Raw genomic sequence first — 24,656 nt, forward strand, 5'->3', positions numbered from 1 at the left:
TGGTCTTCCGTTCCTTCTCGTCGTTCTCGTCGTCCGGCGCCGAGCGGTCAGGCCGCCGCGCCGGTCATCCACCGGCGGGCACGGTCGATCCACTCCGGCGCCGAGCCGGGCAGCTCCGCCTCGCGGAGCCCCGCGAGGGCCACCAGCCGGATGCCCTCGGTGCGCCGCCAGTGCGGCGAAGTCCAGGCCGAGCTCCCGGCCGCGCGCTCGAGCTCGCCGAGCGCGGCCGGCGACACCCGCCGCGGGTCGACCACCGTGCTCATCTCCCGACCGCCCAGCCCCGGCACGGGGGCGGCGAGGACGGCAGGGGCGAGCTGCGGCATCCGGGCGCTCGACCGCGCGAGCAGCGGCTGCAGCGCGGGTTCCGCGCGCTCGATCGGATGCTCCGCGAGCATCGCCGCCTCGAGCCGGTCCCACGGCCCCGCGCCGTACGCCGCCCGGCAGAACGCGCAGCCGAGGCGCGTGCGGAGCCATCCGATGGGATGCGGGTCGCCGACCGGCCAGCGCAGCACCGTGCGGGTGTCGCCGACCACGTCGTAGAGCGCCGAGACCGAGGCGAAGCCCGTGTGCAGGAACGCATACGCGTCCGCGGCGATCTCCGAGGCCCAGGGCGACCACATCCGCTGGAGCGCCGGGTCGTCGGCGAGCGCGGCGGCGATCGCCCTGCGCACCGACGGCGTCCACCCGGTGAGGTGGGCGACCTGGTGCCCCGTCTCGTGGAAGAGCGAGGTCGGCCGGTAGAGGTTGTGCCGCACGATCTTGATCGCGGCGACGGGGTTGATCGTGCCGGGCGACCAGAGCCGGATGCCGGCCCTGAGGATCGAGGCCCCCATGCCCGGCTTCACGTAGGTGAGCGAGGGCGGAACCGGCTGTCGCGCGGCGACGAGCACGGGCCGCATGCTCGCGTCGGCGAGCCCGTCGAGCAGGCGCATCGTCGAGCGCAGCCCCGGCGAGGTGCGCGAGCTCACGGCGTCGCCGAAGAAGTCGAGCGTCGTCTCGACCTGGGTGTAGCGACGGCGCAGCACCTGCACGGCACGGCTGGCGCGCACGAGATCGGTCGGGCTGCGGGCCGCGCCCTGTGCGAGGGTGCGGGTGCGTCCGCCGAGCCCGACGAGGTCGTCGACGGCGGCGCCGAGCCGCTGCCTGAGCGGCAGGCCCGTCTGCGACTCGAGCTCGGCCCACGCGGAGGAGGGGGCGAACTCCTCGGCGTCGAGGAACGCGCTCGCCGCCGCCTGCCAGTGGGCGCACTGGCGCTGCAGGTCGTCGGCGGCGAGCCGGCGGCCCTTCGCCGCCGGATCGAGCGTGCTCACCGTCGCGGTCATCGGAGCCTCCGGCCGGCGACGACGGTCACGGTCCCCGACGGGGTGCCGCGCATCGCCGCGCCGGTGGTGAGCGAGCGCAGTTCGGCGGCGCCGAGCCGGCCGCCGACGGCGGCAGAGATGAGGCTGATGCCGGGCACGGCGGTGAGGTTCAGGATGACGGTGGTGCCGTCGGCGGGGTCCGCGGCGGCGCGTGTGAACTCCTCGGCGCGCGTCCGCGCCCACTGGGCGATCATCGTCAGGTACCACCCGCCCAGGCGCCGCCGCAGTGCAGCGAGCACGTCGGGCGTCATCCTGGCGAGCTGCCGGGCGGCGAGGTCCTCGCGTTGCGGTGCGGCGGTGCGCAGCACCACCGAGCGGTCGCCCGCACGGAACCGCAGCCGTCGCAGGCCCTGCGACATCGCCCGCAGGAGCGCCGGCACGCCTCGACCCTGGCGGATCTCGGCGGCGACGGCCTGCGACTCCGTCTCCGAGAGGTAGACGGCGATCCGCACGGTGCCCGCGCGGAGGTCGATCGTGGCGCGCGACCGGCTCGCCCGAGGCCCGCCCTGCCGTGCTGCGAGGGCCGGCGACGCGGTGACCGGCGTCGCCGCAGCCGTCACCCCCGCAACGGCCGCCGCCGACGCCATCGCGCCGCCGGCGCCGAGCGGTTCGAGCCAGTACAGCCGTTGGCCGACGGCGACCCTGGCGCGATGGGCGAGGTAGCGCTGCGGCACGGGCACGCCGAGGCGCGGCTCCCGCAGCAGCAGTCCGGCGGCCTTCGGCGTGAGCGGGTGCAGATTGCGCCAGGCCGCGTGGCCCCGGCCGAGGCGGGCGAGCCGCCGGTCGGCCGCGGCGAGCGCGGGCACCGTCGTGCCGACGACGGCTTCGAAGACGTGCAGCCGCGCGCGCACCGGGAAGACGACGCCGGCGGCCCGCAGTTCGGCGCCGAGCGTCGCGCCGCCGAAGGTGCGCAGCGCATCCGCGACCTGTTCGGTCACCTCGACCTCGGGCACCCGGCTGTAGCGCCGGAACGGATGCGGCGACCGCACCCGCCGGGTCACGAACGAGCCGCCGAGGCTCGGCGCCTGCTGGAGTCGCGGCTTCACGAGCCGGGCGGGGAAGTTCGTCGCGACCGCCTGCTCGAACGCCTCCGCGGCGGCGAGCTGGAGCAGCTCGTCGTTCTCGAAGACGTAGTCCTCGTTCTCGGCGAGCTTGCGCACGGCGTCCTCGACCGTGGCGGCGAGCGCCGTCGCGGCGGTCTCGGCCTCCGACTCGCCACGACCGCCGGCTCCCTCGGCCTCGGCCTCGGCCTCGAGCGAGACGAGCCGCAGTCCGGTGTCGACGATCGCGGTGGCCAACGGGCGGGAGAGGTTCGGCCCGACGTACCCGCGGATGAGCCCGCCCAGGTACTTGGCGAGGAACCCGACCACCCGCTGCCGCCCGGCGAGGTTGATGCCGACCTTGAGCGCCGGCAGCAGGGCCGGCACGAAGTTCTCGATGGCGGGGGCGAGGTCCTCGCCGTCCTGCGCCTCGGCGATGATCGACACGAGCGCATCGCGCGCCTCGGCGAGCTGCTCGAGCTCGGCGCTCTCGACCAGTCGCTCCGGCTCACCGCCGAACGCCTCCGGCTGCTCGTCCTCCCGTGTCGTCGCGACGATGTCGGCGAGGGCCTCGTCGAACTGGGCCGCGAGCTCGTTCGTGTCGGTCGCCACGGCGGGCGAGAACCCGTGCATGCCCTCCTCGTCGAACTCGTCGACGGCTGCGAACGCATCGGTCTCGGCGTCGGATTCGTCTTCGCCCTCGAACCGGAACCGTGCGGCGAGCGCCCGGGCGGGCGCCTGGAGCGGCGCGGGCAGGCGGCCGATCGCCATCGACAGCACGCGTTGGAGGAGCTTCGGGATCAGCCCGCGCAGCTTCTCGAGGGCGGCGGTCAAGAGGCCCCCGGCGACCTTCCCGACGGCGCTCGCGGCGCCCTTCGCCGCGTTGACCACGAAGCCCGCGGCGCTCCGCACCTTCTTCACGATGCTGCCGAAGAGCTGCTCGGAGGCCGGCGAGAGCGGGCCGGCGACCGGGTCGAGGCGGTCGAGCATCGCGTCGAACTGCTCGTCGGACAGGGATGCCACGTCCACCCCCGCGAGCTGCTCGGCCAGGGAGTCGACGTAGCGCTCGGCCTCGAGCCGGAGCGGAGCGAGGTGGGCGTCGCCCAGGCGCTCCCGCTCGCCGATCGACCCGGCCGTCTCGCCCTGGAACCGGTCCGCCACGACCCCGGACGTCTCGGCGACGAGGTCGGCGACCGCCTCGTCGAAGCCGTCGACCTCGAGCGCGTCGAGTGCTTCCGCGAACAGCGATGCGGCCTCGTCGACGCCTTCGCCGGCGAGCGTCACCTCGGCGAACGGGCTCAGACCCTCGGTCCACGGCAGCAGCCCGATCGGTGCCGGCGGCCCCTCCGCGAGCGCCTCCGCGAACGGGTTCTCCCCCAGGGTGACATCCACGTCGGTACTCATCAGGCCCTCCTGGATCGCGCGACGGCGACGATTCGCGACGCCGCTGGGAGCAGTCCACCAGTCGCGGCGCTCACGTCCGTCCCGGCCGCCGTGCGCGGATCGTGGCGCAGGGATGCCGGCGCGCGTCGCGAGTTCGTCGGCCGTCCGTCCGTGCCGCGTCCCGCTCGCGTCCCCCGGCGTCGCCCGTTCACCGATTCGAGGGCGTTCGGTCTTGACCGCGGCCCGCCGCAGTTCCACCATGAGGAAGGGGGCCCGACAGCAACGAGCATCACGACGCATGTTCGCAGGCACTGAGAATCGCACGACACCGACCTCGGGGAGACGGGTGGCCATCGTGGGCCGGCTCGGCGTGCATCCGATGGTGCGGTTGACGCTGCCCGCGCGCCGGGTCATGGCCTTCCTCGCGCTCCACGACGAGCCCGTCTCCCGTCCGGCCGCGGCGGGGCGGCTCTGGCCCGACATCGTCGACTCGCAGGCGCGCAGCAACCTCCGCCGCAGTCTCTGGCAGGTTCCGCCGAGCTGGGTGCGCAGCGTCGGCGACGAGCTCTCGCTCGACGCGGTCGTCGACTACCCCGATGCGCGGCGCATCGCCGCGGCGGCGCTGCATGGGGCTCCACTCGATCTCGGGGCGATCGAACTCCTGTCGGAGGATCTCCTGCCCGGGTGGCACGAGGAGTGGGTGATCCCCGCGCAGAACTCCTTCCGCATGCTCCGGGTGCAGGCGCTGGAGGCGGCGTGCCGATCGATGACCGCGTCCGGCGACCACGCGCTCGCGACCCAGGCGGGCATGGCCGCGCTGGCGGGCGAGCCGCTCAGCGAGTCGGCCGCGGAGGCGCTCATCTCGGCGTACCTCAGGCAGGGCAACCGCTACGCGGCCGCCCGGTGCTTCCACGAGTTCTGCATCGTCCTGCGCGAAGAGCTCCAGGTCGAGCCCGATGCGCAGCTGAGCTCGAGGCTCGCCGAATCCGGGATTCCGCCCGAGTGACGACGGCGCGCGGCCGACCGGCTCAGACCCAGCCCGCCAGGTGCGGCACCTGCTCGGCCACGAGCACCGCGGCGAGCACGATCATGGCGCCGCCCGAGACCCGCGAGACGATCCGCATCGCCGAGGGGCGGAACCGCAGCACCGCCCGCGCCCCGAGCCCGACCACCGTGTAGACGAGGGCGCAGCACGCCACGAAGATGAGCCCGAGCACGGCGAGCTGCACCGGAATGGGCCACGACCCCGAGGCATCCGTGAACTGTGGCAGCAGCACCACGAGCACGAGCAGGCCCTTCGGGTTGAGGCCGCTGACTCCCGCGCCCTGCGCGAGACGGCGCCAGGGGTGATCGACGGCGGCGGGCGGGGCGCCGTCGCCGGACGCGACGCCCGCGACGGCCGCATCCGCCTGTACGACGACCGGCGGATCGCGCAGCACGCGTACGCCGAGGTAGACGAGGTAGGCGGCCGCGGCGAAGGTCAGGGCGACGATCACCCACGGCACCGCCGCGACCGCGGCGCCGACCCCGACGGCGACGGCCGCCACCGTGACCAGGTAGCCGAGCAGCACCCCGCCGAGCGAGGGCAGGATGCTCCGTCCGCTCGTGCCGACCGCGATGAGGTACGCCCAGTCGGGCCCGGGCAGCACGACCATGAGCGTCATCATGACCGAGCATGCGAGCAGCAGTTGCACGTCCATGACGCCCTCCTCCGATCGAACAGCTCGACGCTACGCGGCTCGTCGAGGCAGCCGCTGCCGAGTTTCACTCCAGCGGGAGGGTGTTGTGGAATAATCTGTTCGATGGATGCCACAGATCGGAGAATCCTTGCCGAACTCCAGCGCGACGGCCGACTGAGCCTCACCGAGCTCGCCGAGCGCGTGCAGCTCAGCATGTCGCCGACGCACCGGCGCCTGCGTGCCCTCGAGGAGTCGGGCGCGATCACCGGCTATCGGGCGAACATCGACGCCGAGCAGGTCGGCCTCGGCTTCGGCGCGCTCGTGTTCGTCACGATGGAGCAGGCGAATCGCGCCACCGTGCCGGCGTTCGACGCGGCGGTCGCCGAGATCCCCGAGGTGATCCAGGCGCTCCGCCTGTTCGGCGACCCCGACTACCTGCTGCGCGTGGCGGTCCGCGACCTCCAGGCGTACCAGCGCCTGTGGGACGAGCAGCTCTCAGCCCTGCCCGGGGTGCGACGGGTCGAGTCGACGCTCGTCATGAAGACCATCGTCGACGACCGCCCGCTGCCGATCTGAGCGGGCGGCGCGAGCGCCCGCCCGCCGCGACCGACGTCTGGGCGCCCGCCGTCAGAGTGCGCCGGTGGCCGGCTTCTCGACGACCCGCCCGTCGCCCTCGAAGACGAGCAGCCGGTCGGCGAGCTTGTCGACGAAGAAGCGGTCGTGCGAGACGACGACGACCGCACCCGGGAAGTGCGTGAGCGCCCGCTCCATCACCTGGGTCGAGGTGATGTCGAGGTGGTTGGTCGGCTCGTCGAGCACGATGACCGCCGCGCCCGAGAGCAGGCACTGGGCGATCGCCACGCGCGCCCGCTGGCCGCCCGAGAGGGTGCCGATCTTCTGCTTGAGGTCGGCCTCCGAGAACTGCAGCATCGCGAGGAAGCGGCCGACGCTCTTCTTCGTCGCCGTGAAGGCGAGCGAGTCGGGGTAGGCGTTCACCGCGTGGCCGACCGTATCGGTCAGGTCGAGCTCCGCGTACACGCGGTTGTACGACACGAACCGGGCGCCCTTCGCCCAGCGCACGCTGCCCGCATCGGGCGTCGTCTCCTCGGTGAGCACGTCGAGCAGCGTCGACTTGCCCGAGCCGTTCGAGCCGATCACGGCCACGCGGTCGCCGCGCTGCAGGTCGAACGCGACGCCCTCGAACAGCGGCGCGCCGCCGAAGCCCTTCGTGAGCCCCGTGACCGTGAGCAGGTCGTTCGACACCTTGAGTCCGTCGTAGATCGAGGTGATGATCTGGTCGATCGGGCGCGGGGCCTGGCGCTTCTTGATGTCGGCGAGCCGGCGCGCGACGGCGTTCGAGGGGTTGCGGGCCGCCTCGCGGCGAGCGGTCGACGCGGCCTGCTCGTAGGCGAGCAGCTCCTCCTCGTGGGCGAACTGCTTCTCGAGCATCTTCAGCCGCGACTGCTTCGCGTGCACGTAGGCCGAGTAGTCGCCCTCGTACTCCTGGAGGCGGTAGTTCTCGACCTCGATGATGCGGTCGACGACGCCGTCGAGGAACTGGCGGTCGTGCGAGACGACGAGCACGGCGCCCGCGAAGCCCTGCAGCCAGTTCTCGATCCATTTCACGCCGTCGAGGTCGAGGAAGTTCGTGGGCTCGTCGAGCAGCAGCACGTCGGGCGCCTGCACGAGGATCTGCGCGAGCGCGGCCCGGTTGCGCCACCCGCCCGAGAGGCGGTCGACAGGCAGGCTCCGTCGCTCGTCGTCGAAGCCGAGCCGGGTGAGCACGGTGTCGATCGTCGTCTCGTAGGTCCAGCCGCCGATGTGGTCCATACGCTCGAACAGCTCGCCCTGCTCGGTGAGGAGGCGCGTCATCTCGTCGTCGCCCATCGGCTCGGCGAGCGCGAGGCCGATCTCGTCGAGGCGTGCCTGCGTCTCGTGCACCTGCGCGAAGTGCGCGCTCAGCGTCTGCTCGATGCTCTGCTCGCCGTCGAGCTCGGAGAACTGCGAGAAGTACCCGATCGTCGTGCCGAGCGTGACGTCGCGCGTGCCGCCCGTGGGCTCGCGCCGGCCGAGCACGACTTCGAGCAGGCTCGTCTTGCCCGTGCCGTTCTTGCCGATGAGGCCGACGCGGTCGCCCTGCTTGAGCTTCAGGAACGCCTCTTTCAGCACCGGTCGCCCGTCGAACTCGATGCTCACGTCGTTCAGGCGGATCAGGCTCACGGGCGTCCTCGGTTTCGGGTGGAGTGCGGTGTCGCGCGGTGCGCGAGAGACGGCGAGACGGATGCCTCGAGCCGGCGTCGAGTCTACCGACGCCGGCTTCGGGGCCGATCGGAGCGGCCGCGGCTCCCGTTCGCGCGGGTCAGCCGAGCATGCCCGAACCGACCACCGCCGCGACGGTGCCGCCGTCGACCAGGAGGTCGGTGCCGCTCACGAAGCCGGCGCGGGTCGGGTCGAGGAGGAACGCCGCGGCCTCGGCGATGTCGTCGGGCGTCCCGAGGCGCTTCGCCGCCGACGCCTCCACCATGCCGCGCATCTGGGCGCCCGACTCGCCCGCGAGCTCCTGCTGGCCCATGGGCGTCGAGATCACGCCGGGGCTGATCGAGTTGATGCGGGCGCCGCGCTCGCCCCAGGCGATCGAGGCCTGCCGCACGCGAAGGTGGTTCGCCCGCTTGGCGATCGAATAGGCGGCGCCGGGGTCGGGCAGTGCGCCGAGGAACGGCAGGGCGAGGAGCTCGTCGGTCGCGGTCGCGGCGAGCGCGCGACCGAGCTCGGCGGGCAGCTGACCTGCGCTGAAGTGGCCCGCCATGCTCGCGATGACGACGCCGGCGCCGCCCGGCGCGATGACCCGGGCGAACTCGTCGAGCACGATGGCGACCCCGAGGAGGTCGACCGCGAGGATCGCCTCGATCGACGCCTGCGTCGGCGAGAGGCCCGCGGTGTGCGCGACGTGCGTGACCCGGCCGAGTGCCGCGGCATCGTCGGCGAGCGCGGCGACCGAGTCGCGCCGGCTCACGTCGACGAGGTGGGCGTGCACCTCGTGACCGGCGCCGCGGAGCTCGTCGGCGACCTGGTCGAGGGTCGATCGGTTGAAATCGGCGAGCACGACGACGCGGCCGCTGCCGACGCGGCGCGCGATCGCCTGCCCCATTCCACCCACTCCGATGACGACGGCGACGTCCTTCGACATGTGCTGACCTCCTGTGTTCTCCGATGCCCGCCGATAAACGAGACTGCGAGTAGCATAATTCGATTGCCGAGCGAATACCATCGGACCGTGGAACCTTCCAAGCGCGGTCGCCCGCGCAGCACCGACGCCGATCGCGCGATCCTCGAAGCGGCCCGCGACCTGCTCCTCGAGGCCGGGTACGACGGACTCAACCTCGCGGCGGTCGCCGAGCGCGCCGGCGTCGCGAAGCAGACCGTGTACCGCCGGTGGAACTCGAAGTCCCACCTCGTCGCCGGCGCCGTGCTCGCCGGAGTGCTCGCGCCGAGCGGATTCCCGCCCGACGCGCTCGCCGGCGAGGCATCCGCCGCCCCAGCCGACCTGCGCGACTGGATGCACCGGCTCGCCCTGAGCCTCGAATCCCCGGCGAACGCGGCGACCGTGCGCGCCCTCGCCGCGGCGGCCGCCGATGACGACGACGACGCCGCGCGACTCTACGAGCGCTTCACCGGCCCGACACGCCGACTGCTCGTCGACATCCTCGAATCGGCGAGATCGCGCGGCGAGGTGCGCGACGACGCGAATCTCGAGGCCGTCGCCGACGCCGTGTTCGGCGTGGCGCTGTACCGCATCCTCGCGCGTATCGAGGCGCCGGCTTCGGGCATCGACTCGCTTGCAACGGTGATCATCGACGGACTCGAGCCGCGCACTCCACCCGGGCGCTGACGAGGCACGCGCGACCCCGTGCGCATCACACGGACCGGCCGCGTTTGGCTAGCGTGAGGTGTGACGATCGACGGGTCGCGGATGGGGGTCGGGATGGACGTCGGCGACGTGCTGCTCAACGTGGGACTCATGATCGTGCTCACGCTGGTCTTCCTGGCCGTGCTCACGGCATTCGTCAGGCGGGTGCTCGGCGTGCGCGTCGGCATCGTGCGCATCGTGATCGCGGGATTCGTCGGCCTCGCCGCCGAGGTCGGGTTCGAGTCGCAGATCGTCTGGGGCAAGCAGGAGTACAGTCCCGCGCTCCTCCCCGTCCAGCTCGGCATCGTCATGTTCGCGTCGGTCGCGTTCCTCGTGCTCGCGGAGATCATCGTGCCGCCGGGCACGATCCAGCGCCCCGACCAGTGGCTGCCGTCGCTGCGGCGCAGCGCCGCGCGCACCCGCCGGTACAGCGAGATCTCGCGCATCGCCGTGCGCCACGGGCTCGTGCCCTTCCGGCCGAACTCCGAGCCGACGGTCGCCGGCCGGGCCGAGCGCACCCGGCAGGCCGTCGCCCTGCGGGCCGCGCTCGAAGACGCCGGCGGCGCGTTCGTGAAGCTGGGCCAGGTGCTCTCGACGCGCAGCGACGTGCTGCCGCCCGAGTTCGTCGCCGAGCTCAGCGGGCTGCAGCAGCGGGTGCCGCCGGCTGAGTGGTCCGAGGTGCGCGCACTGCTCGAGGCCGAGCTGGCCCGGCCGATCAGCGAGGTCTTCGCCCACTTCGACGAGACCCCGCTCGCCGCGGCATCCATCGGGCAGGTGCACCGCGCGACGCTCGCCTCGGGGGAGCCGGTCGCCGTGAAGGTGCAGCGGCCCGGCATCGTGCCGCTCGTCGACCGCGACCTCGACATCGTCCTGCGGGTGGCCGACCAGCTCGACAAGTCGACCGAGTGGGGGCGGTCGCTCGGCGTGCGTGGTCTCGCCGAGGCCTTCGCCGCGAACCTCCGCGAGGAGCTCGACTACCGCATCGAGGCGGCGAACATGGCGGCGATGCGCGCGACGCTCGCCACGCATCCGGCGCCCGAGCGCGTCACCGTGCCCCGACACCACGCCGAGCTCAGCGGCGAGCGCGTGCTCGTGATGGACCTCGTCGAGGGCCGGACGCTCAGCGAGCCGGGCACGCTGCAGGGCCGCTCCGACGACGAGCGCGCCGAGCTGGCCGATCGCCTCTTCTCCTCGGCGATGACGCAGATCATCGACGACGGCGTCTTCCACGCCGATCTGCACCCCGGCAACATCGTGGTCGCCGAGTCGGGTGAGATCGTGCTGCTCGACTTCGGGTCGATCGGTCGGCTCGACTCCGAGCTCCGCCGCCAGATCGGCGAGGTGCTGCTCGCGTTCTACCGGGGCGACTCCCGCAGCTTCGGCGATGCGCTGCTCGGGCTCGTCGAGTTGCCCGACGACCTCGACGAGGTCGCCCTGCGGCGGCAGATCGGGGCGTTCATGTCGCGCCGGCTCGGCCCGGGCGGCACGGTCGACGCGACCGTGGTGACCGAGATGGTGCGCCTCCTCGCCGAGAACCGGATCGCGGTGCCGGGAGACCTCGCCGCGGCCTTCCGCGCCGTCGGCACCCTCGAGGGAACCCTCCGGCTCATGAGCCCCCGTTTCAACCTGCTCACTGAGGCGGAGGGCTTCGCCAAGACCCGGGTCGCCGAAGCGGCGCGCCCGTCGGCGCTGTTCTCGACCGCCATCGACGAGATCGGCGGCCTGCTGCCGATGCTGCGCCGGATGCCCCGTCGCGCCGACCGCATCAGCGCGGCGCTCGCCGACGGGCGCCTCTCGTTCAACGTGCGCCTGTTCGCCGACCGTCGCGACCGATCGCTCGTGCGCGACCTCGTGAACCTCGTCGCGGTCGCGTTCCTCGCGGGGGTGTTCGGCATCATGGCCTCGATGCTGCTCATCAGCGAGGGCGGGCCCGAGGTCGCGCCCGACTTCTCCCTGTATCAGCTCTTCGGCTACCTCCTCGTGATCGTCTCGGGGCTGCTGACGCTCAAGGTGCTGTTCGACGTCTTCCGGCGGCGCTCGCCCTGAACGGCTCCGGCCGCGAGCCGGGCGGGATGCGAGGATCGAACGCATGCCGACTCCCTCGCCCACCCCGATCGACCTCGACAGCTGGCCCCGCCGCGAGGCCTTCGAGCACTACCGGCACCGTGTGCCCTGCACCTACGCGATGACGGTCGAGCTCGACGTGACCGCATTCGTCGCCGCGCTGCGCGGTTCCGCGCGCAAGACGTATCCCGCGCAGATCTGGGCGATCGCGAACGTCGTGAACCGGCATCCCGAGTTCCGCATGACCCTCACCGACGACGGCGCAGCGGCGACCTGGCCGGTCGTGAACCCCGCGTTCACCGTGTTCAACCCCGAGCGCGAGACCTTCGCCGCCGTGTCGGTGCCGTACGACGCCGACTTCGGCCGATTCCACGAGGCGGCCGTCGCCGAGCTCGCGACCGCGTCGACGGCGACCGAGATGTTCCCGCAGGGCGGGCTGCCGGCGAACGTCTTCGACGTGTCGAGCATCCCGTGGACGAGCTTCACCGGCTTCACGCTGCAGATCGACGGCGGGTCGAACCACTTCGCGCCGATCTTCACGCTCGGCCGCTACCTCGATCGCGACGGCCGCACGCTGCTGCCGCTCGCCGTGCAGATCCACCACGCCTCGGCCGACGGGTTCCACACCGCGCGCCTCGTCGGCGAGCTCGAGCAGCTCTTCGCCGACCCCGCGTGGGTCACGGCCTGATTCACCCTCGCGAACCACCCGGCCGACCCCGCGAACCGGGGCGTGACACCGCGGCACGCCGCGCGTAGCGTGTGCGGCAGCAACGCCACGCCGGACGAGGGGGTGCCGTGACGGTTCCCGATCGCGATCCATCCCGCGCGCACTGGATGGAACTGTTCTTCGACCTCATCTTCGTGGCGCTCGTCGGGCAGCTCGCCCACGGGCTCCACGAGCACCCGTCCGTCGCCGCCCTGCTGCTGTTCACCGCCCTGTTCGCCTCGGTCTGGTGGTCGTGGGTCAACCTGACCTTCACCGTCAACCTGATGCCGTGGCTCACCCGGCGTCAGCTCGCGCTCGTCATGCTCGCCGCGATGATCGCGGTCGGCGCGATCGCCGTCGCCGCGCCCGAGGCCACGGGCGACCGGGCCTGGCTGTTCGCGGCCGGCAACGCTGCGCTGCGGTTCGTGCTGCTCGGGCTCTGGATCACGATCTCCTGGCGCACCGGGGGCACCGCCTCCCGGGTGCGCGTGCTCGCCTACAACGGCGCGACAGCCGTGCTCTGGCTCGTGTCGATCTGGGTGCCGATGCCCTGGATGTTCGCACTCTGGGGCATCTCGATCGTCGTCGAGGTGACCCTGCTCATCGCGAGCAGCCGCAGCTGGGCCGACCGGGTGCTCGTGAACATGAACACCGAACACCTCTCCGAGCGGTTCGGGCTGCTCGTCGTGATCGTGCTGGGCGAGTCGGTGCTCTCGGGTGTCGCCGCACTCGACGAGCACTGGAGCGCCGCATCGGGCATCGCCGGGGTGCTCGGCCTCTGCGTCATCTCGCTGCTCGCGTGGTCGTTCTTCATGTACGGCACCGACGCCATGCGCACCGGGCTCGACGCGCTCCGCGAGGCCGGCGACTACCGCGCCATCCGCGACACGGTCGGCTTCCTGCCGTTCCTGATCGTCGTCGGCGTGACCGCGATCTCGGGCGCGATCGACGGCGCGATCACGCATCCGCACGAGCCCCTGCCCGAGGCATCCGTGATCGCCCTCTGCGGCGGCATCGCGATCTTCTACGCGACGAACGCGATCATCTCGCTGCGCTTCGGCCGCCCGCTGCGGGCGGTGCTCGGCTGGGCCGTGCCCGCACTCGTGCTGACCGTCGTGCTCGCGGTCGCGAGCCTCGTGCTCGAGGCGCAGCTCGCGATCGCCGCCGCGGCGGTCGTGCTCGCGGTGATCGTCACGATCTCCGAGACGACGAACCGGCGCAGGCGGGCGGGGCAGGCCGTGCCCGACCTTCCGCTCGAGCCGGCGGGCTGAGCGGGCATCGGCTCACCCCGCGGCGTCGAAGTCGACGCGCGGCTCGAGGCCGAGGTACTCGGCGTAGCGCCCGGCGGCCTGCTCGACCGCCCGACGCTCGCCGGCCGTGAGCCCGCGGTGGGGATGCAGCGCGAAGGCGACCGCCTTCGCCGTGACGGTGCGCCTCATCGCGGCGACGAGCTGGCCGTCGACGAGCGCCATGCCGATCGCCGACTCGCGCGCCCGCGGCACGATGCCCTCGGCATCGATGACCCACCGGGAGTCCTGGAAGCCGCGGTACATCTCGTCGAGCACCTGCAGCAGGTGACCCGCGGGTTCGGCCGGCCCGGTCGGCGGGCCGCCCGGCGCATGCCAGAAGGTGCGCCCGTCGTGCTCGAACGACTCGAGCCGGTCGGCGACCGCGGCGATGCCGCGACGGGCGTCGGTCACGGTGAGCGTCGCCCAGTACGCGAGGTCGCGCTCGGTCGCCGGCCCGTGCCCGGTGCAGTACCGCAGCGCGAGCTCGGCGAGCGCCTCGTCGCGGTCGAACGGGCGCCCGGCCGGCACGCGCTCGTCCATGAGCGCATAGGTGTGCTCGCCGTCGCGGGGCACACCGCTGCAGACGAGGCCCGTCATCTCGAGGCGCCCGACGACCAGCATGAGCTGCTGCCCGGTCAGTTCGAACCCGCGGTCGGCGAGCGCGGCCACGAGGTCGGCACGGGTGCGGTCGGATGCCTCGCCGAGAGCCCGCTCGATCGCGTCGGTGATCGCGGACATGCGGCCGTCGAGTGCCGTCAACTGCTGGTCGAAGACGGGGAACACGCGAGGCGCGGTGAGCGCCAGCAGCCAGCGGACGTCGTCGGCGTGCACATAGTGCCAGGTCGGCCGCAGCGCGTGCGTGCGGATGACCCGCCCCGAGGCGAGCGCTCCCTCGAGGTCGGCCCGGTCGGCGGCGACCGTGCGCGTCGCGACCGCCCACGCCGACTGCGACGGGTTCTCGGCCTGCACCGCGAGCAGCGAGCGGACGACCGCTTCGGCGTCGGCGGCGGGGGCGGTGAGCGACTGCGACCGCAGCCGCCAGCGGGCGAGGTCGCGATCGGTGGTCATCCCTGCAGCGTATTGCCGTCCGCCGTCACGACGCAGCGTCGCGCGTGGGACTTGCCCGTCCTCCGCTCGCGCTGGCAGCATGAGCGCAGATCGATCGGAGGCGCGATGACCAGCACTGCCGCACCCGTGACGGCGACCGCGCCTCCGGCGTGGGCGACGCTGCTGCTTCGCGTCCGGGGGTTGATGCTGAGCGGCGCGTTCGCCGCGCTCGTCTACGGCATGCTCACGAACGCGAGTCGCAGCGCGTGCCCGACGCAGACCGGAGGCGTCTCCACGGCCCGGTGCGTGACCTATACGCTCAGCCCGAGCTGGATCGTGGTCGCCGCCATGGCGATCGCGCTCCTCGTCGGGCTCGGCGCCGCGAGCCGACGCGCCGATGCACGGGCCGCGCTGCGCGCACTCGACCGCACCGGCGTGATCATCATCGCGATCGCCCTCGGCTCGCTCGTCATCGCCCAGGTCTGGTTCTGGATGCTGCCGGTGCAGCAGGTGCTCGACCACGGCGGCGGCCTCTGGTTCCCGTTCCCGTTCGGCGCGGTGACGAGCGACTTCACCGGGCTCGGCTGACGCGCCGACGGTCAGCGCGCCCCGAGCACGACGCTCACCGTGCCGACCCCGCGAGCACGCGGCCGCTCATCGTCAGCACGAGTCGCCGCGGCATGAACCCGACGAGCTTGCTGGTGATCGCGTTGGCGCGCCCCGAGACGACGCTCGCCGGTGCGCGACGCCGGTCGATGCGCCCGAGGGCGAGCTCGACGACCTGCTCGGTCGTGCGGAAGCGGCCGACCGCCGCGCGCTCGGTGCCGACGACGTCGAAGAACTCGGTGCGGGTGGCGCCGGGGCTGAGGGCGAGCACGCGCAGCCCCGAGCCGCGTGTCTCGTACGCGAGCGCCTCGGTGAAGCTCAGCACGAACGCCTTCGACGCCCCGTAGACGGCCATGTTGGGGCACGGCTGGTAGGCGCCGGTGCTCGCGACGCTGACGAGCGCCCCGCGCCCGGCGCGCACGAGGTCGGGCAGGAACTCGCGGGTGAGCGCCACGAGCGCGGCGACGTTCACCTGCACGAGCTCGGCGATGCGCGAGGGATCGGCCTCGGCGAACAGGCCCCGCATGCCGAAGCCCGCGTTGTTGACGAGCGTCTGCACCTGGATGCCCCGCTCGTCGAGCGCGGCTCGCAGCTCGGCCGCGGCCTCGGGGCGCGCGAGGTCGAGCGCGATGGGCGTCGCCCGCACGCCGTGCTCGCGCTCGATGCGGTCGGCGAGCTCGCGCAGCCGGTCCTCGCGGCGGGCGACGAGCACGATGTCGGCGCCGCGGCGGGCGAGCTGGGTCGCGAACTCGGCGCCGAGCCCCGAGCTCGCGCCGGTGACGAGGGCGGTGGTTCCGGAGAAGTCGGTGGTCATACCCGTCAATGTAGACAGTGTCATCATTGTTGTCAATGCCTACTTTCGGATAGGGTGCAGTGGTGACCGAACGCGCCTACCACCACGGCAACCTGCGCGAGGCGCTGCTCACCCGCGCCTGGGCGACGATCGACGACGACGGGCTCGACGCGCTGTCGATGCGGCAGCTCGCCCGCGACGTCGGGGTCAGCCACGGGGCATCCGCTCGCCACTTCGCCGACCGCACCGCCCTGCTCGACGCGATCGCGGTCACCGGCTTCGAACGCATGAACGCCGCCCTCACCGAGGCCGTCACGAGCGAGCCGACGTTCGACGCGCGCCTGCGCGCCGCGGGACTCGCGTACGTCCGCTTCGCCGTCGACCACCCGGCGATCCTCGACCTCATGTACAAGGCCAAGCACCACCCCGATGCCTCCCCCGAGCTCCTCGAGCTCAGCCGGGCGAGCATGGCCGCCGTGGTCGCCCTCGTCGCCGAGTCGCAGGCGAAGGGCGAGATCCGCGAGGGGGATGTCGAGCGGCAGGCGCTCGTCGTCTTCGCCGCCGTGCACGGCGTCGCCGCGCTCGCGACCGACGACCTGCTCGACGGCGTCGCCTGGCAGGACGCCGCCGAGTCGACGATCGCCGTGGTGCTCGGAGCCTTCGCCGCAGGATGATCCCGACGGGTCGACGGGTCGACGGGTCCTACGTCAGCAGCCCTCGGCGGTACCCGACCGCCACGGCCGCGGCCCGGTCGTTGACCCCGAGCTTCTCGAAGATGTGCAGCACATGCGTCTTCACCGTCGCCTCGCTGATGAAGAGCTCGGCGGCGGATTCGCGATTCGTGCTGCCGCTCGCGATGAGGCGCAGCACCTCGAGCTCGCGCTCGCTCAGCACCGCAGCCGGCGCAGGGGCCGGTTCGCGCACACGGCCCATGAGCTTCTGCGCCACCGACGGCGCGAGCACCGCCTCGCCCCGCGCGGCCGACTCCACGGCGCGCAGCAGCTCGTCGGCCGGAGCGTCCTTCAGCAGGTAGCCGGTGGCGCCGGCCTCGATGGCCGGCAGCACCTCGGTGTCGCTGTCGAAGGTCGTGAGCACGAGCACACGCGCCCGCACCCCGTGCTCGGCGAGCCGCCTGATCGCGGTCACCCCGTCGACCCGCGGCATCCGGAGGTCCATGAGCACCACATCGGGGTCGAGCCCCCGTGCGGCCTCGACCGCCTCGGCCCCGTCGTTCGCCTCGCCGACGACGTCGAAGCGGTCGTCGCCCGCGAACATGCCGCGCAATCCGTCGCGCACGATCGGATGGTCGTCGGCGATGAGCAGGCGGATGGGCGCGTCAGCCAAGCGGGGTCTCCCTCGAGTGTGCGGGCACGGTGGCCGAGATCGCGGTGCCGGCTCCCGGCTCGGACTCGAGGTCGAGCGTACCCCCGAGCCTCGTCGCCCGCTGTCGCATCGAGGTGAGCCCGAATCCGCCGTCGGTCGTCGCGGTGTCGAACCCGACGCCGTCGTCGCGCACGTCGAGCGTGACGACGTCGTCCATGAACGTCAGCGTCAGCTTCACCCGGCCGGCCCTGGCGTACGCGCCCGCGTTCGCGAGGGCCTCCTGCGAGATGCGCAGCAGGGCGACCTCGACCTCGGGATGCAGCGGGCGCACCCGGCCGACGGCGGAGAACTCGGCGCGCACGCCGGTCCGGTCGCCCCACTCCGCCACGACCGCGGCCAGGGCATCGGGCAGCTGCGCGCTCTCGAGCTGCACCGGCCCGACCGCGTGCACCGAACGCCGCGCCTCCGCGAGGCTCTCGCGTGCCAGTCGCGTCGCGACCTCGATGCGGCGGCGACGGTCGTCGTCGCGGCCGGCGTCGTCGGCGCGCTCGGCGGCCTGCAGCTGCGTGATGATGCCCGCGAGGCCCTGGGCGATCGTGTCGTGAATGTCACGGGCGATGCGCTGGCGCTCGTCGAGCACACCGGCCTCGTGGGCCTGCACGAGCAGTTGCGCATGCAGGCCCTCGTTCTCGTGGATCACGGCCTCGAGCTGCTCGACCATGTGCTTGCGCTCGACGCTGCGCTCGAGGGTGACGTCGCCGAGGTGGCTGAAGAGCGAGACGAGCGCGACGAGCGCAGCGACGAAGAACAGCCGCACCGCGATCGCCGCCGGCGTCGGCGCGGGGGGTCCGAGGAAGGCGGTGATGCTGATCGCCGCGGTGGCGGCCAGTCCGACGTACCGCCACGCGCCGCGCAGCCGCTGCCACGAGTGCACGTACCCGACGAAGGCGAAGAAGCTCGCGAACCACATGTCGCGGGCGCACAGCGCGCCGATCAGCACGATCAGCCCGGCGACGTAGAGCGGGCCGAGCGAGACGCGCCGGCCGAGCGCCGCGATCCACACGGCGGAGAGCGCGACGAGGCCGAGGATGACGAGCACGTCGACCGGAGTGTGCTGTCCCGTGAGCAGGGCGAGGGCCGTCGATGCGGCGAGCAGCACGTACGGAACGGCCGCGGTGAGGCGCTCGAGCCGTTGCTCGCGGACATCGAGTCGGTCTGCGGTCTCCGTCATGCGCGTCACTCCCAGCGGAAGAACCTGGCCGCCGCGAGGCTGACCACGACGGCGTACGCGGCCATGACGCCGAGCAGCACCGGATCGGCGGCGCCGCCCACCCAGACCTCGGACATCGTCTGGCGGAAGGCGCCGAGCGGGGTGAACTCCCCGATCGTCACCAAGATATCGGGCATCTGACTCGCGGGCTGGATGAGCCCGGCGAGGTAGGCCATCGGGAAGTACAGCAGCACGCCGATGCCGTTGGCCGCACGACCGCTCGGTGCGAGCGCGGCGATGAGCAGTCCGACCGCGAACATGGCCGCGGTGCCGAGCACGAACGCGGCCGCGAAGCCGAGCGGATTGACCGGCGCCGCGGCGCCGAGCCCGAGCACGGCGACGACCACGAGCGCGGTGCAGCTGGCGAGGGCGAGCACGAACTGCAGCACGAGCTGCACGACGAGCAGGCTCATCGGCTCGACCGGCGTCGTCGACATGCGCCGCAGGATGCCCTTCTCGCGGTACCCGGCGAGCGCGGTGGGCATGAGGTAGAGGCCCACGAGGCCGATGGCGATCGCGATCGCCATCGGCAGGAGCGTGGTGTCGCCCGGGCCGATCGAGCTGCCGAACACGATGAGGATGAACATCGGGATCAGCACGGTGAACAGCGAACCCGGTTCGCGGACGAGCAGCTTCGATTCGACGACGGTGAGCTTGGCGGTCGCGGCGGCCATGGGAGTCTCCTTGATGGGTCGGGGTGGTCGTGGATGGTGCGGGCTCAGCGCTCGAACGCGCGCCCGGTGAGTGCGACGAAGGCGTCGTCGAGCGTGCGCTTGTCGATGCGCAGCTCCGAGGCGAGCACGTGGTTGCGCGCGAGCGTCGACGTCACCGCGGTCGCGAAGTCGCCGCGCCCGGTGACGGACACCTGGGCGCCCTTCGCCGTCACCGACGTCACCCCGGGCAGGGACTCGATCATCGGGAACAGCCCGTCGTCGACCTCCCCGACGATCGCGAAGTGCATCGCGTGGTCGGCGTCGACCCGGTCGATGAGCCCCGCCGGAGAGTCGATCGCGGCGATGCGGCCGTGGCTGAACACCGCGACGCGGTCGCAGAGCGCCTCGACCTCGTCCATGAAGTGGCTCACGAGCACCACGGTGACGCCGGTGTCGCGCATCCGCCCGATGAGCTCCCAGGTCGCCTTGCGCGCCTGGGGGTCGAGGCCGGTCGTGAGCTCGTCGAGGAAGGCGACGCGCGGCCGGCCGACGAGGGCGAGCGCGATGATGAGCCGCTGCTTCTGGCCGCCCGAGAGCTTCGCGAAGCGGGTGTTGCGCTGCTCGGCCAGCCCCCATTCGTCGAGCAGCTCCCGCCAGTCGCGGGGGTTCGCGTAGAACGAGGCGTAGAGGTCGAGCGCCTCCCAGACCTTGAGGTTCTCGGGCAGCTCGGTGTGCTGCAGCTGCACGCCGATCACCTCGTGCAGCTCGCGACGGTCGCGGACCGGGTCGAGCCCGAGCACCCGCACCGTCCCGCCGTCGGCCCGGCGCAGGCCCTCGATGATCTCGACCGTCGTGGTCTTGCCGGTGCCGTTCGGGCCGAGGATCCCGAAGATCTCGCCCTCCTCGACCGAGAACGAGATCCCGTCGAGCACGGTGCGGGCGCCGTAGCGCTTGGTGAGGTCGGTGACGTCGATGACTGGCATGACTCGAGCCTCGCCGGATCGAGCCCGACGGGCATCGGCCGGGTGGCCGGACCTTCGGAGTGCGCGGTGGATCCGCGAATCAACCGTTCGATGGATTGCGATGCGGATGCGCCGCGGGCGGCGGGACCGGGACGGCTCGCTCGGGACATCCGGTTCGTCTGGGGCGCTTGACTGGGACGCTCGTCCCACAATACGCTGCGAGCCATCGAGCAAGGAGGCTCATATGGCGCACCACGTTCACTCGAGATCCGCCGCAACACCGCTCGCCGACGGTCGGCGACGACGCCCCACCCGATCCACCCGCTCCATCCGGTCCATCCTCGGCATCGCCGCGATCGGCGCTCTGCTGTTCACCATTCCGGTCGCTCCGGCGGCCGCCGCCGAGAACTGGTGGGATGCCCCGAACCGCCCGGCCGTCGAGGTCGAGCTCAACGTCACCGGGGCACCGATCACGTCCGCTGCCGGCGAGGAGGTGCGCGGCTTCATCGACTCGCACACCCACCTCAACTCGAACGAGGGCTTCGGCGGGCGCATGATCTGCGGCGCCCCGTTCTCGCCGAACGGCGTCGCCGACGCGCTGAAGGATTGCCCCGAGCACTACCCCGACGGCAGCGGCGCCCTGTTCGAGATGCTCACGAGCGACCCCGACGGCAAGCACGACCCGGTCGGCTGGCCGACGTTCAAGGACTGGCCGAAGACCACCTCGATGAGCCACCAGGCGTCGTACTACGCGTGGATCGAGCGCTCGTGGCGCGCCGGCCAGCGCGTGCTCGTCAACGACCTCGTCACGAACGGCGTGATCTGCTCGCTGCCGATCATGCCGAAGGACCGCTCGTGCGACGAGATGAGCGCGATCCGCCTCGAGGCGCAGAAGGTGCGCGAGATGGAGTCGTACATCGACGGCATCTACGGCGGCCCGGGCAAGGGCTTCTTCCGCATCGTCACGACGCCCGAACAGGCGCGCACGGTGATCGCGGAGGGCAAGCTCGCCGTCGTGCTCGGCGTCGAGATGAGCGAGCCGTTCGGCTGCAAGATGATCCTCGACGTCGCGCAATGCTCGAAGGCCGACATCGACCGCGGGCTCGACGAGTTCGAGTCGCTCGGCATCTCGAGCATCTTCCTCTGCCACAAGTTCGACAACGCGCTCTGCGGGGTGCGCTTCGACACCGGCACGCAGGGCACGATCATCAACGTCGGCCAGTTCTACTCGACCGGCACGTACTGGCAGACCGAGGCGTGCACCGGCCCGCAGCACGACAACCCGATCGGCAACGCCGAGGTGCCCGAACAGCTGCCGGGTGCCGACCCGCCCACCTACCCCTCGGGGGCGCAGTGCAACACCCGCGGGCTCACCTCCCTCGGCGAGTACGCGCTGCGCGCGGTGATGTCGCGCAACATGATGGTCGAGCTCGACCACATGAGCGTGAAGGCCGCGGGCCGCGCCCTCGACATCCTCGAGGCCGAGGCCTACCCGGGCGTGCTGTCGAGCCACAGCTGGATGGACTCGAACTGGTCCGAGCGTCTGTACAAGCTCGGCGGGTTCAAGACGGGCTACCCGCACGACGCCGCGGGCTTCCTCGGCGAGTGGCGCGACACCGCCGCGCTGCGCGCGCAGTACGGCAAGGGCTACGGCTTCGGTCTCGACTTCAACGGGGTCGGCAGCCATCCCGCCGGCGGCACGGCTCCCGTCGCGGTCACCTACCCGTTCACCGCGGCCGACGGCAGCACCGTCGTCGACCGGCAGGTCAGCGGCGAACGGACCTTCGACATCAACACCGACGGGTTCGCCCACTCGGGCCTGGCGCCCGACTACATCGAGCAGCTGCGTCTCGCGGGCGGCGGCGACGAACTCGTCGACGACCTGATGTCGGGTGCCGAGTCGTACCTGCAGACCTGGGAGGCGACGCGCACGCACCGGAGCTCGCAGAACCTCGCGACCGGCAAGGCCGCGACGTCGAGCTCGAACGAGTGGAACCCGTTCACGAGCTTCGCTCCCGGCCGGGCGGTCGACGGCAAGGGCGACACCCGCTGGGCGAGCGGCAACTGGGGCACCAGCCCGCAGTGGCTGCGCGTCGACCTCGGCGAGTCCCAGCCCCTCAGCCGGGTGACCGTGACGTGGGAGCGTTCGGCCGCGAAGGCGTACGAGGTGCAGCTCTCCGACGACGGGCAGACCTGGCGCTCGGTCTGGTCGACGACCACGGGCGACGGCGGGCTCGACACGGCGTCGTTCGCGCCGACGAGCGCGCGCTACGTCCGGGTGCACTGCACCGAGCGCACCACGAAGTACGGGTACTCGATCTGGGAGCTCGGCGCCTTCGGCAGCTGAGCGATCGCGAGCTGCGGGCCCGGCGACCGGTCGCCGGGCCCGCGGTGCGTCCCGTTCATCTCCGCGCCAGCACGGATGCTCCCCGCCCGATGCCGCACGTACGCTGCCACCCATGAGCGGCCCCACGTCGCACCACTACCTCGTCGCGCTCGCCGACGGCGGCGGCACCGTGCCCGCCGAGCTCGGCGTGGTGCGTCGACTCGTCGAGCGCGGCCACCGGGTCACCGCCCTCGTCGACGAGTCGATGGCGGGGCCGAGCCGGGCGACCGGCGCCACCGTGCACCTGTGGAGCGCTCCGCGCGGCACGGACTTCCGCGACTGGGCGATCAGGAACCCGCTCGAGCTCGCGAAGAGCATGTCGGAGCACTACCTGTCGGGTCCGGCCGCCGGTCACGCCGCCGACACGCTCGCCGACCTCGACGCCGCGCTGCCCGACCGCGTCGTCGCCACCTTCTTCACGCTCGGCGCGATGATCGCCGCCGAGGCGCGCGGGGTGCCGTTCGACGTGCTGATGCCGAACATCTACATCGCGCCCGTGCGGGGACGTCCGGTGGGCGGTGCCGGCCTGTCGCCGATGCGCGGCCCGATCGGCGCGATGCGCGATCGCATGGCGGGCGCCGCGACGACGAGGCTCCTCGACCGGTACGCGCTCGCCACGCTGAACGCGGTGCGTGCGACGCACGGCCTCGCCCCCGTCGAGCACGTCTGGGAGCAGGTGCACCACGCGAGACGCGAACTCGTGCTGACCACCGCCGAGTTCGACTTCGACGGCGACTTCCCGCCGAACGTGCGGTTCGTCGGCCCGATCCTCGACGATCCGGACTGGGCCGCCCGCACGAGCTTCGATCCGCCCGCGGGCGATGGGCCGCTCGTGCTGGTGGCACTCTCGTCGACGTTCCAGAACCATGCCGACTGCCTGCAGCGCATCGCCGATGCGCTCGCACGCCTGCCCGTGCGCGGGCTCGTGACGACCGGGCCCGCGATCCCACCGGAGCTGATCGAGACCTCCGAGAACGTCGTCGTCGTGGCATCCGCACCGCATCGGGCGGCCATGCGCCGGGCGAGCCTCGTCGTGACCCATGGCGGTCACGGCACGGTGATGAAGTCGCTCGCGGCCGGGGTGCCGCTCGTCGTGCTGCACCACGGCCGCGACCAGGCCGACAACGCGGTGCGCGTCGTGCGGCACGGCGCGGGCGTCGCGGTGCCGCGACGGGCCCCCTCCGACGACATCGCCGCGGCGATCGAGCGGGTGCTCGGAAACGCGCGCTACCGCGAGGCCGCCGCGCGGCTCGGTGCGGCCATCAATCGGGATGTCTCGGGCAGCGCCCTGCTCGACGAACTCGAGCCGGCGCACTGACCGCGCGAGGCGGCACCTGCTCGCCTCCGCTCACACCTCCAGTGCGCGATCGGCGTGCAGCCGCGCCTCGAGGCGGCGCTGGAGGTGCAGGGCCGGATAGATGCCGAGCAGCACGACCATCGGCGTCAGCAGCCGCAGCTCGTGGATGTCGTGGGCCGCGTAGGTGCGCTCGAACCGCTCGACGTAGAACCTGTAGTCGCGGGGGTCGTCGTCGAGGCGGCGGGCCGACATGCCCGAGACCATCGCCGAGGCGTACCCGATCTTGAGCCCCTGCAGGGCGAGGTGCACGGCCAGGTCGAGGTCCTCGTGCATGAGGTCCTCGCGGTCGGGGCAGACCTCGTCGCGCACCTGCAGCCAGGCCTGCCTGGTGATCGCCATGTTGCTGCCGAAGAGGAACACGAACTTGCCCGCGAGGTGCACCTGCAGCTTGCGGAACTCGTCGTCGGCATGGTGGCCGAAGCCGCGCAGCGGCATGTCGTAGTACTCGACCGGGCCGCTCGCCGCAGCGAGCTCGGGGTCGGTGAACACGCGCCGCACCTGCTCGACCCAGTCGGGCTCGATCGCGGAGTCGGCGTCGATGCGCCCGATCACCTCGGAGCGGGCGGCGTCGAAGCCGGCGTTCCGCGTCGGGGTGATGCCCTGCTCGTCGTCCTGCGAGATCAGGCGGAGGCCGGCCTGGGGGAACGCGGCCTGCATGGCCTCGACCGCGGCCCGGGTCGCATCGGTCGACCGGTTGTCGACGACGAGGATCTCGTCGGCGGGCTCGGTCTGGTGGATCGCCGCGAGGAGGCAGTGCCGGATGGTCGACTCCTCGTTGTAGGCCGGGATCACGATCGAGACGGTGGGCAGTGCGGCGGTCATCCCGCGAT

22 protein-coding genes are annotated in these 24,656 nt (G+C 72.4%); 10 read left to right on the forward strand and 12 right to left on the reverse strand.

Annotated elements, in window-relative coordinates:
- Positions 1 to 47: 47 nt before the first annotated feature.
- Complete coding sequence (locus ACFVAJ_RS03670; RefSeq protein WP_376941443.1) at positions 48 to 1,322, reverse strand: hypothetical protein; 1,275 nt, start codon at positions 1,320 to 1,322, stop codon at positions 48 to 50.
- Entirely contained in the window at positions 1,319 to 3,805 is a 2,487-nt protein-coding gene (locus ACFVAJ_RS03675; RefSeq protein ID WP_376941444.1) for a hypothetical protein, read from the reverse strand. The genes ACFVAJ_RS03670 and ACFVAJ_RS03675 overlap by 4 nt, the downstream gene beginning before the upstream one ends.
- A 325-nt stretch (positions 3,806 to 4,130) precedes the next feature.
- On the opposite strand from ACFVAJ_RS03675, the gene ACFVAJ_RS03680 reads away from it, so the two are divergent.
- Positions 4,131 to 4,790, forward strand: a complete 660-nt coding sequence (locus tag ACFVAJ_RS03680) for a BTAD domain-containing putative transcriptional regulator (RefSeq protein ID WP_376941445.1) — start codon at positions 4,131 to 4,133, stop codon at positions 4,788 to 4,790.
- 22 nt (positions 4,791 to 4,812) lie between these two features.
- Here the strand turns inward: ACFVAJ_RS03680 and ACFVAJ_RS03685 are convergent, their stop codons facing one another.
- Positions 4,813 to 5,484, reverse strand: a complete 672-nt coding sequence (locus tag ACFVAJ_RS03685) for a LysE family translocator (protein WP_376941446.1) — start codon at positions 5,482 to 5,484, stop codon at positions 4,813 to 4,815.
- 102 nt (positions 5,485 to 5,586) lie between these two features.
- Here ACFVAJ_RS03685 and ACFVAJ_RS03690 point away from each other — a divergent pair, with 102 nt between their 5' ends.
- On the forward strand, positions 5,587 to 6,039 hold the full coding sequence (locus ACFVAJ_RS03690; RefSeq protein WP_376941447.1) for an Lrp/AsnC family transcriptional regulator: 453 nt from the start codon (positions 5,587 to 5,589) through the stop codon (positions 6,037 to 6,039).
- A gap of 51 nt (positions 6,040 to 6,090) precedes the next feature.
- On the opposite strand, the gene ACFVAJ_RS03695 is transcribed toward ACFVAJ_RS03690, so the two are convergent.
- Together ACFVAJ_RS03695 and ACFVAJ_RS03700 are read right to left on the reverse strand one after the other, a co-directional pair.
- On the reverse strand, positions 6,091 to 7,683 hold the full coding sequence (locus tag ACFVAJ_RS03695; RefSeq protein ID WP_376941448.1) for an ABC-F family ATP-binding cassette domain-containing protein: 1,593 nt from the start codon (positions 7,681 to 7,683) through the stop codon (positions 6,091 to 6,093).
- 139 nt (positions 7,684 to 7,822) lie between these two features.
- The gene (locus tag ACFVAJ_RS03700; protein ID WP_376941449.1) at positions 7,823 to 8,650 is read right to left on the reverse strand and encodes an SDR family oxidoreductase; all 828 of its coding nucleotides are present in this window, start codon (positions 8,648 to 8,650) and stop codon (positions 7,823 to 7,825) included.
- Between the two features lie 87 nt (positions 8,651 to 8,737).
- Here ACFVAJ_RS03700 and ACFVAJ_RS03705 point away from each other — a divergent pair, with 87 nt between their 5' ends.
- From ACFVAJ_RS03705 to ACFVAJ_RS03720, 4 genes are all read left to right on the forward strand, one after another.
- Positions 8,738 to 9,352 (forward strand): TetR/AcrR family transcriptional regulator, encoded by a 615-nt coding sequence (locus ACFVAJ_RS03705; protein WP_376941450.1) that lies wholly within the window; start codon positions 8,738 to 8,740, stop codon positions 9,350 to 9,352.
- 60 nt (positions 9,353 to 9,412) lie between these two features.
- A complete protein-coding gene (locus tag ACFVAJ_RS03710; protein WP_376941451.1) occupies positions 9,413 to 11,416 on the forward strand; it encodes an ABC1 kinase family protein in 2,004 nt (667 codons plus the stop codon).
- Between the two features lie 43 nt (positions 11,417 to 11,459).
- Complete coding sequence (locus ACFVAJ_RS03715) at positions 11,460 to 12,122, forward strand: CatA-like O-acetyltransferase (protein ID WP_376941452.1); 663 nt, start codon at positions 11,460 to 11,462, stop codon at positions 12,120 to 12,122.
- 146 nt (positions 12,123 to 12,268) lie between these two features.
- A complete protein-coding gene (locus ACFVAJ_RS03720; RefSeq protein WP_376941453.1) occupies positions 12,269 to 13,411 on the forward strand; it encodes a low temperature requirement protein A in 1,143 nt (380 codons plus the stop codon).
- 12 nt (positions 13,412 to 13,423) lie between these two features.
- Here ACFVAJ_RS03720 and ACFVAJ_RS03725 read toward each other — a convergent pair whose 3' ends face one another.
- Positions 13,424 to 14,497, reverse strand: a complete 1,074-nt coding sequence (locus ACFVAJ_RS03725) for a winged helix DNA-binding domain-containing protein (RefSeq protein WP_376941454.1) — start codon at positions 14,495 to 14,497, stop codon at positions 13,424 to 13,426.
- Between the two features lie 105 nt (positions 14,498 to 14,602).
- Between ACFVAJ_RS03725 and ACFVAJ_RS03730 the strand changes: the two genes are divergently transcribed.
- Positions 14,603 to 15,064, forward strand: a complete 462-nt coding sequence (locus tag ACFVAJ_RS03730; RefSeq protein ID WP_376941455.1) for a hypothetical protein — start codon at positions 14,603 to 14,605, stop codon at positions 15,062 to 15,064.
- Between the two features lie 34 nt (positions 15,065 to 15,098).
- Here the strand turns inward: ACFVAJ_RS03730 and ACFVAJ_RS03735 are convergent, their stop codons facing one another.
- Entirely contained in the window at positions 15,099 to 15,896 is a 798-nt protein-coding gene (locus tag ACFVAJ_RS03735) for an SDR family NAD(P)-dependent oxidoreductase (RefSeq protein ID WP_376941456.1), read from the reverse strand.
- Between the two features lie 62 nt (positions 15,897 to 15,958).
- On the opposite strand from ACFVAJ_RS03735, the gene ACFVAJ_RS03740 reads away from it, so the two are divergent.
- Positions 15,959 to 16,549 carry a TetR/AcrR family transcriptional regulator gene (locus tag ACFVAJ_RS03740; RefSeq protein ID WP_376941457.1) on the forward strand — a complete coding sequence of 197 codons (591 nt, stop codon included), beginning with the start codon at positions 15,959 to 15,961 and terminating at the stop codon, positions 16,547 to 16,549.
- Positions 16,550 to 16,577: 28 nt separating this feature from the next.
- Here the strand turns inward: ACFVAJ_RS03740 and ACFVAJ_RS03745 are convergent, their stop codons facing one another.
- The 4 genes from ACFVAJ_RS03745 to ACFVAJ_RS03760 are packed head-to-tail and all read right to left on the reverse strand — an operon-like array spanning position 16,578 to position 20,104.
- Positions 16,578 to 17,219, reverse strand: coding sequence for a response regulator (locus ACFVAJ_RS03745; protein WP_376941458.1), 642 nt, complete (start codon positions 17,217 to 17,219; stop codon positions 16,578 to 16,580).
- A complete protein-coding gene (locus ACFVAJ_RS03750; protein ID WP_376941459.1) occupies positions 17,212 to 18,429 on the reverse strand; it encodes a sensor histidine kinase in 1,218 nt (405 codons plus the stop codon). Before ACFVAJ_RS03750 ends, ACFVAJ_RS03745 begins: the two co-directional genes overlap by 8 nt.
- Positions 18,430 to 18,434: 5 nt before the next feature.
- Positions 18,435 to 19,142, reverse strand: a complete 708-nt coding sequence (locus ACFVAJ_RS03755) for an ABC transporter permease (protein ID WP_376941460.1) — start codon at positions 19,140 to 19,142, stop codon at positions 18,435 to 18,437.
- Positions 19,143 to 19,186: 44 nt separating this feature from the next.
- Complete coding sequence (locus ACFVAJ_RS03760; RefSeq protein ID WP_376941461.1) at positions 19,187 to 20,104, reverse strand: ABC transporter ATP-binding protein; 918 nt, start codon at positions 20,102 to 20,104, stop codon at positions 19,187 to 19,189.
- A gap of 223 nt (positions 20,105 to 20,327) precedes the next feature.
- Here ACFVAJ_RS03760 and ACFVAJ_RS03765 point away from each other — a divergent pair, with 223 nt between their 5' ends.
- Together ACFVAJ_RS03765 and ACFVAJ_RS03770 are read left to right on the forward strand one after the other, a co-directional pair.
- Positions 20,328 to 22,430, forward strand: coding sequence for a discoidin domain-containing protein (locus ACFVAJ_RS03765; RefSeq protein WP_376941462.1), 2,103 nt, complete (start codon positions 20,328 to 20,330; stop codon positions 22,428 to 22,430).
- 112 nt (positions 22,431 to 22,542) lie between these two features.
- Positions 22,543 to 23,787 carry a nucleotide disphospho-sugar-binding domain-containing protein gene (locus tag ACFVAJ_RS03770; protein ID WP_376941463.1) on the forward strand — a complete coding sequence of 415 codons (1,245 nt, stop codon included), beginning with the start codon at positions 22,543 to 22,545 and terminating at the stop codon, positions 23,785 to 23,787.
- A 30-nt stretch (positions 23,788 to 23,817) separates the two neighbouring features.
- On the opposite strand, the gene ACFVAJ_RS03775 is transcribed toward ACFVAJ_RS03770, so the two are convergent.
- Positions 23,818 to 24,648 (reverse strand): glycosyltransferase, encoded by an 831-nt coding sequence (locus tag ACFVAJ_RS03775; protein ID WP_376941464.1) that lies wholly within the window; start codon positions 24,646 to 24,648, stop codon positions 23,818 to 23,820.
- Positions 24,649 to 24,656: the final 8 nt, after the last annotated feature.

The sequence above is a fragment of the Agromyces sp. NPDC057679 genome (genome assembly GCF_042799635.1).
Classification (GTDB): domain Bacteria; phylum Actinomycetota; class Actinomycetes; order Actinomycetales; family Microbacteriaceae; genus Agromyces.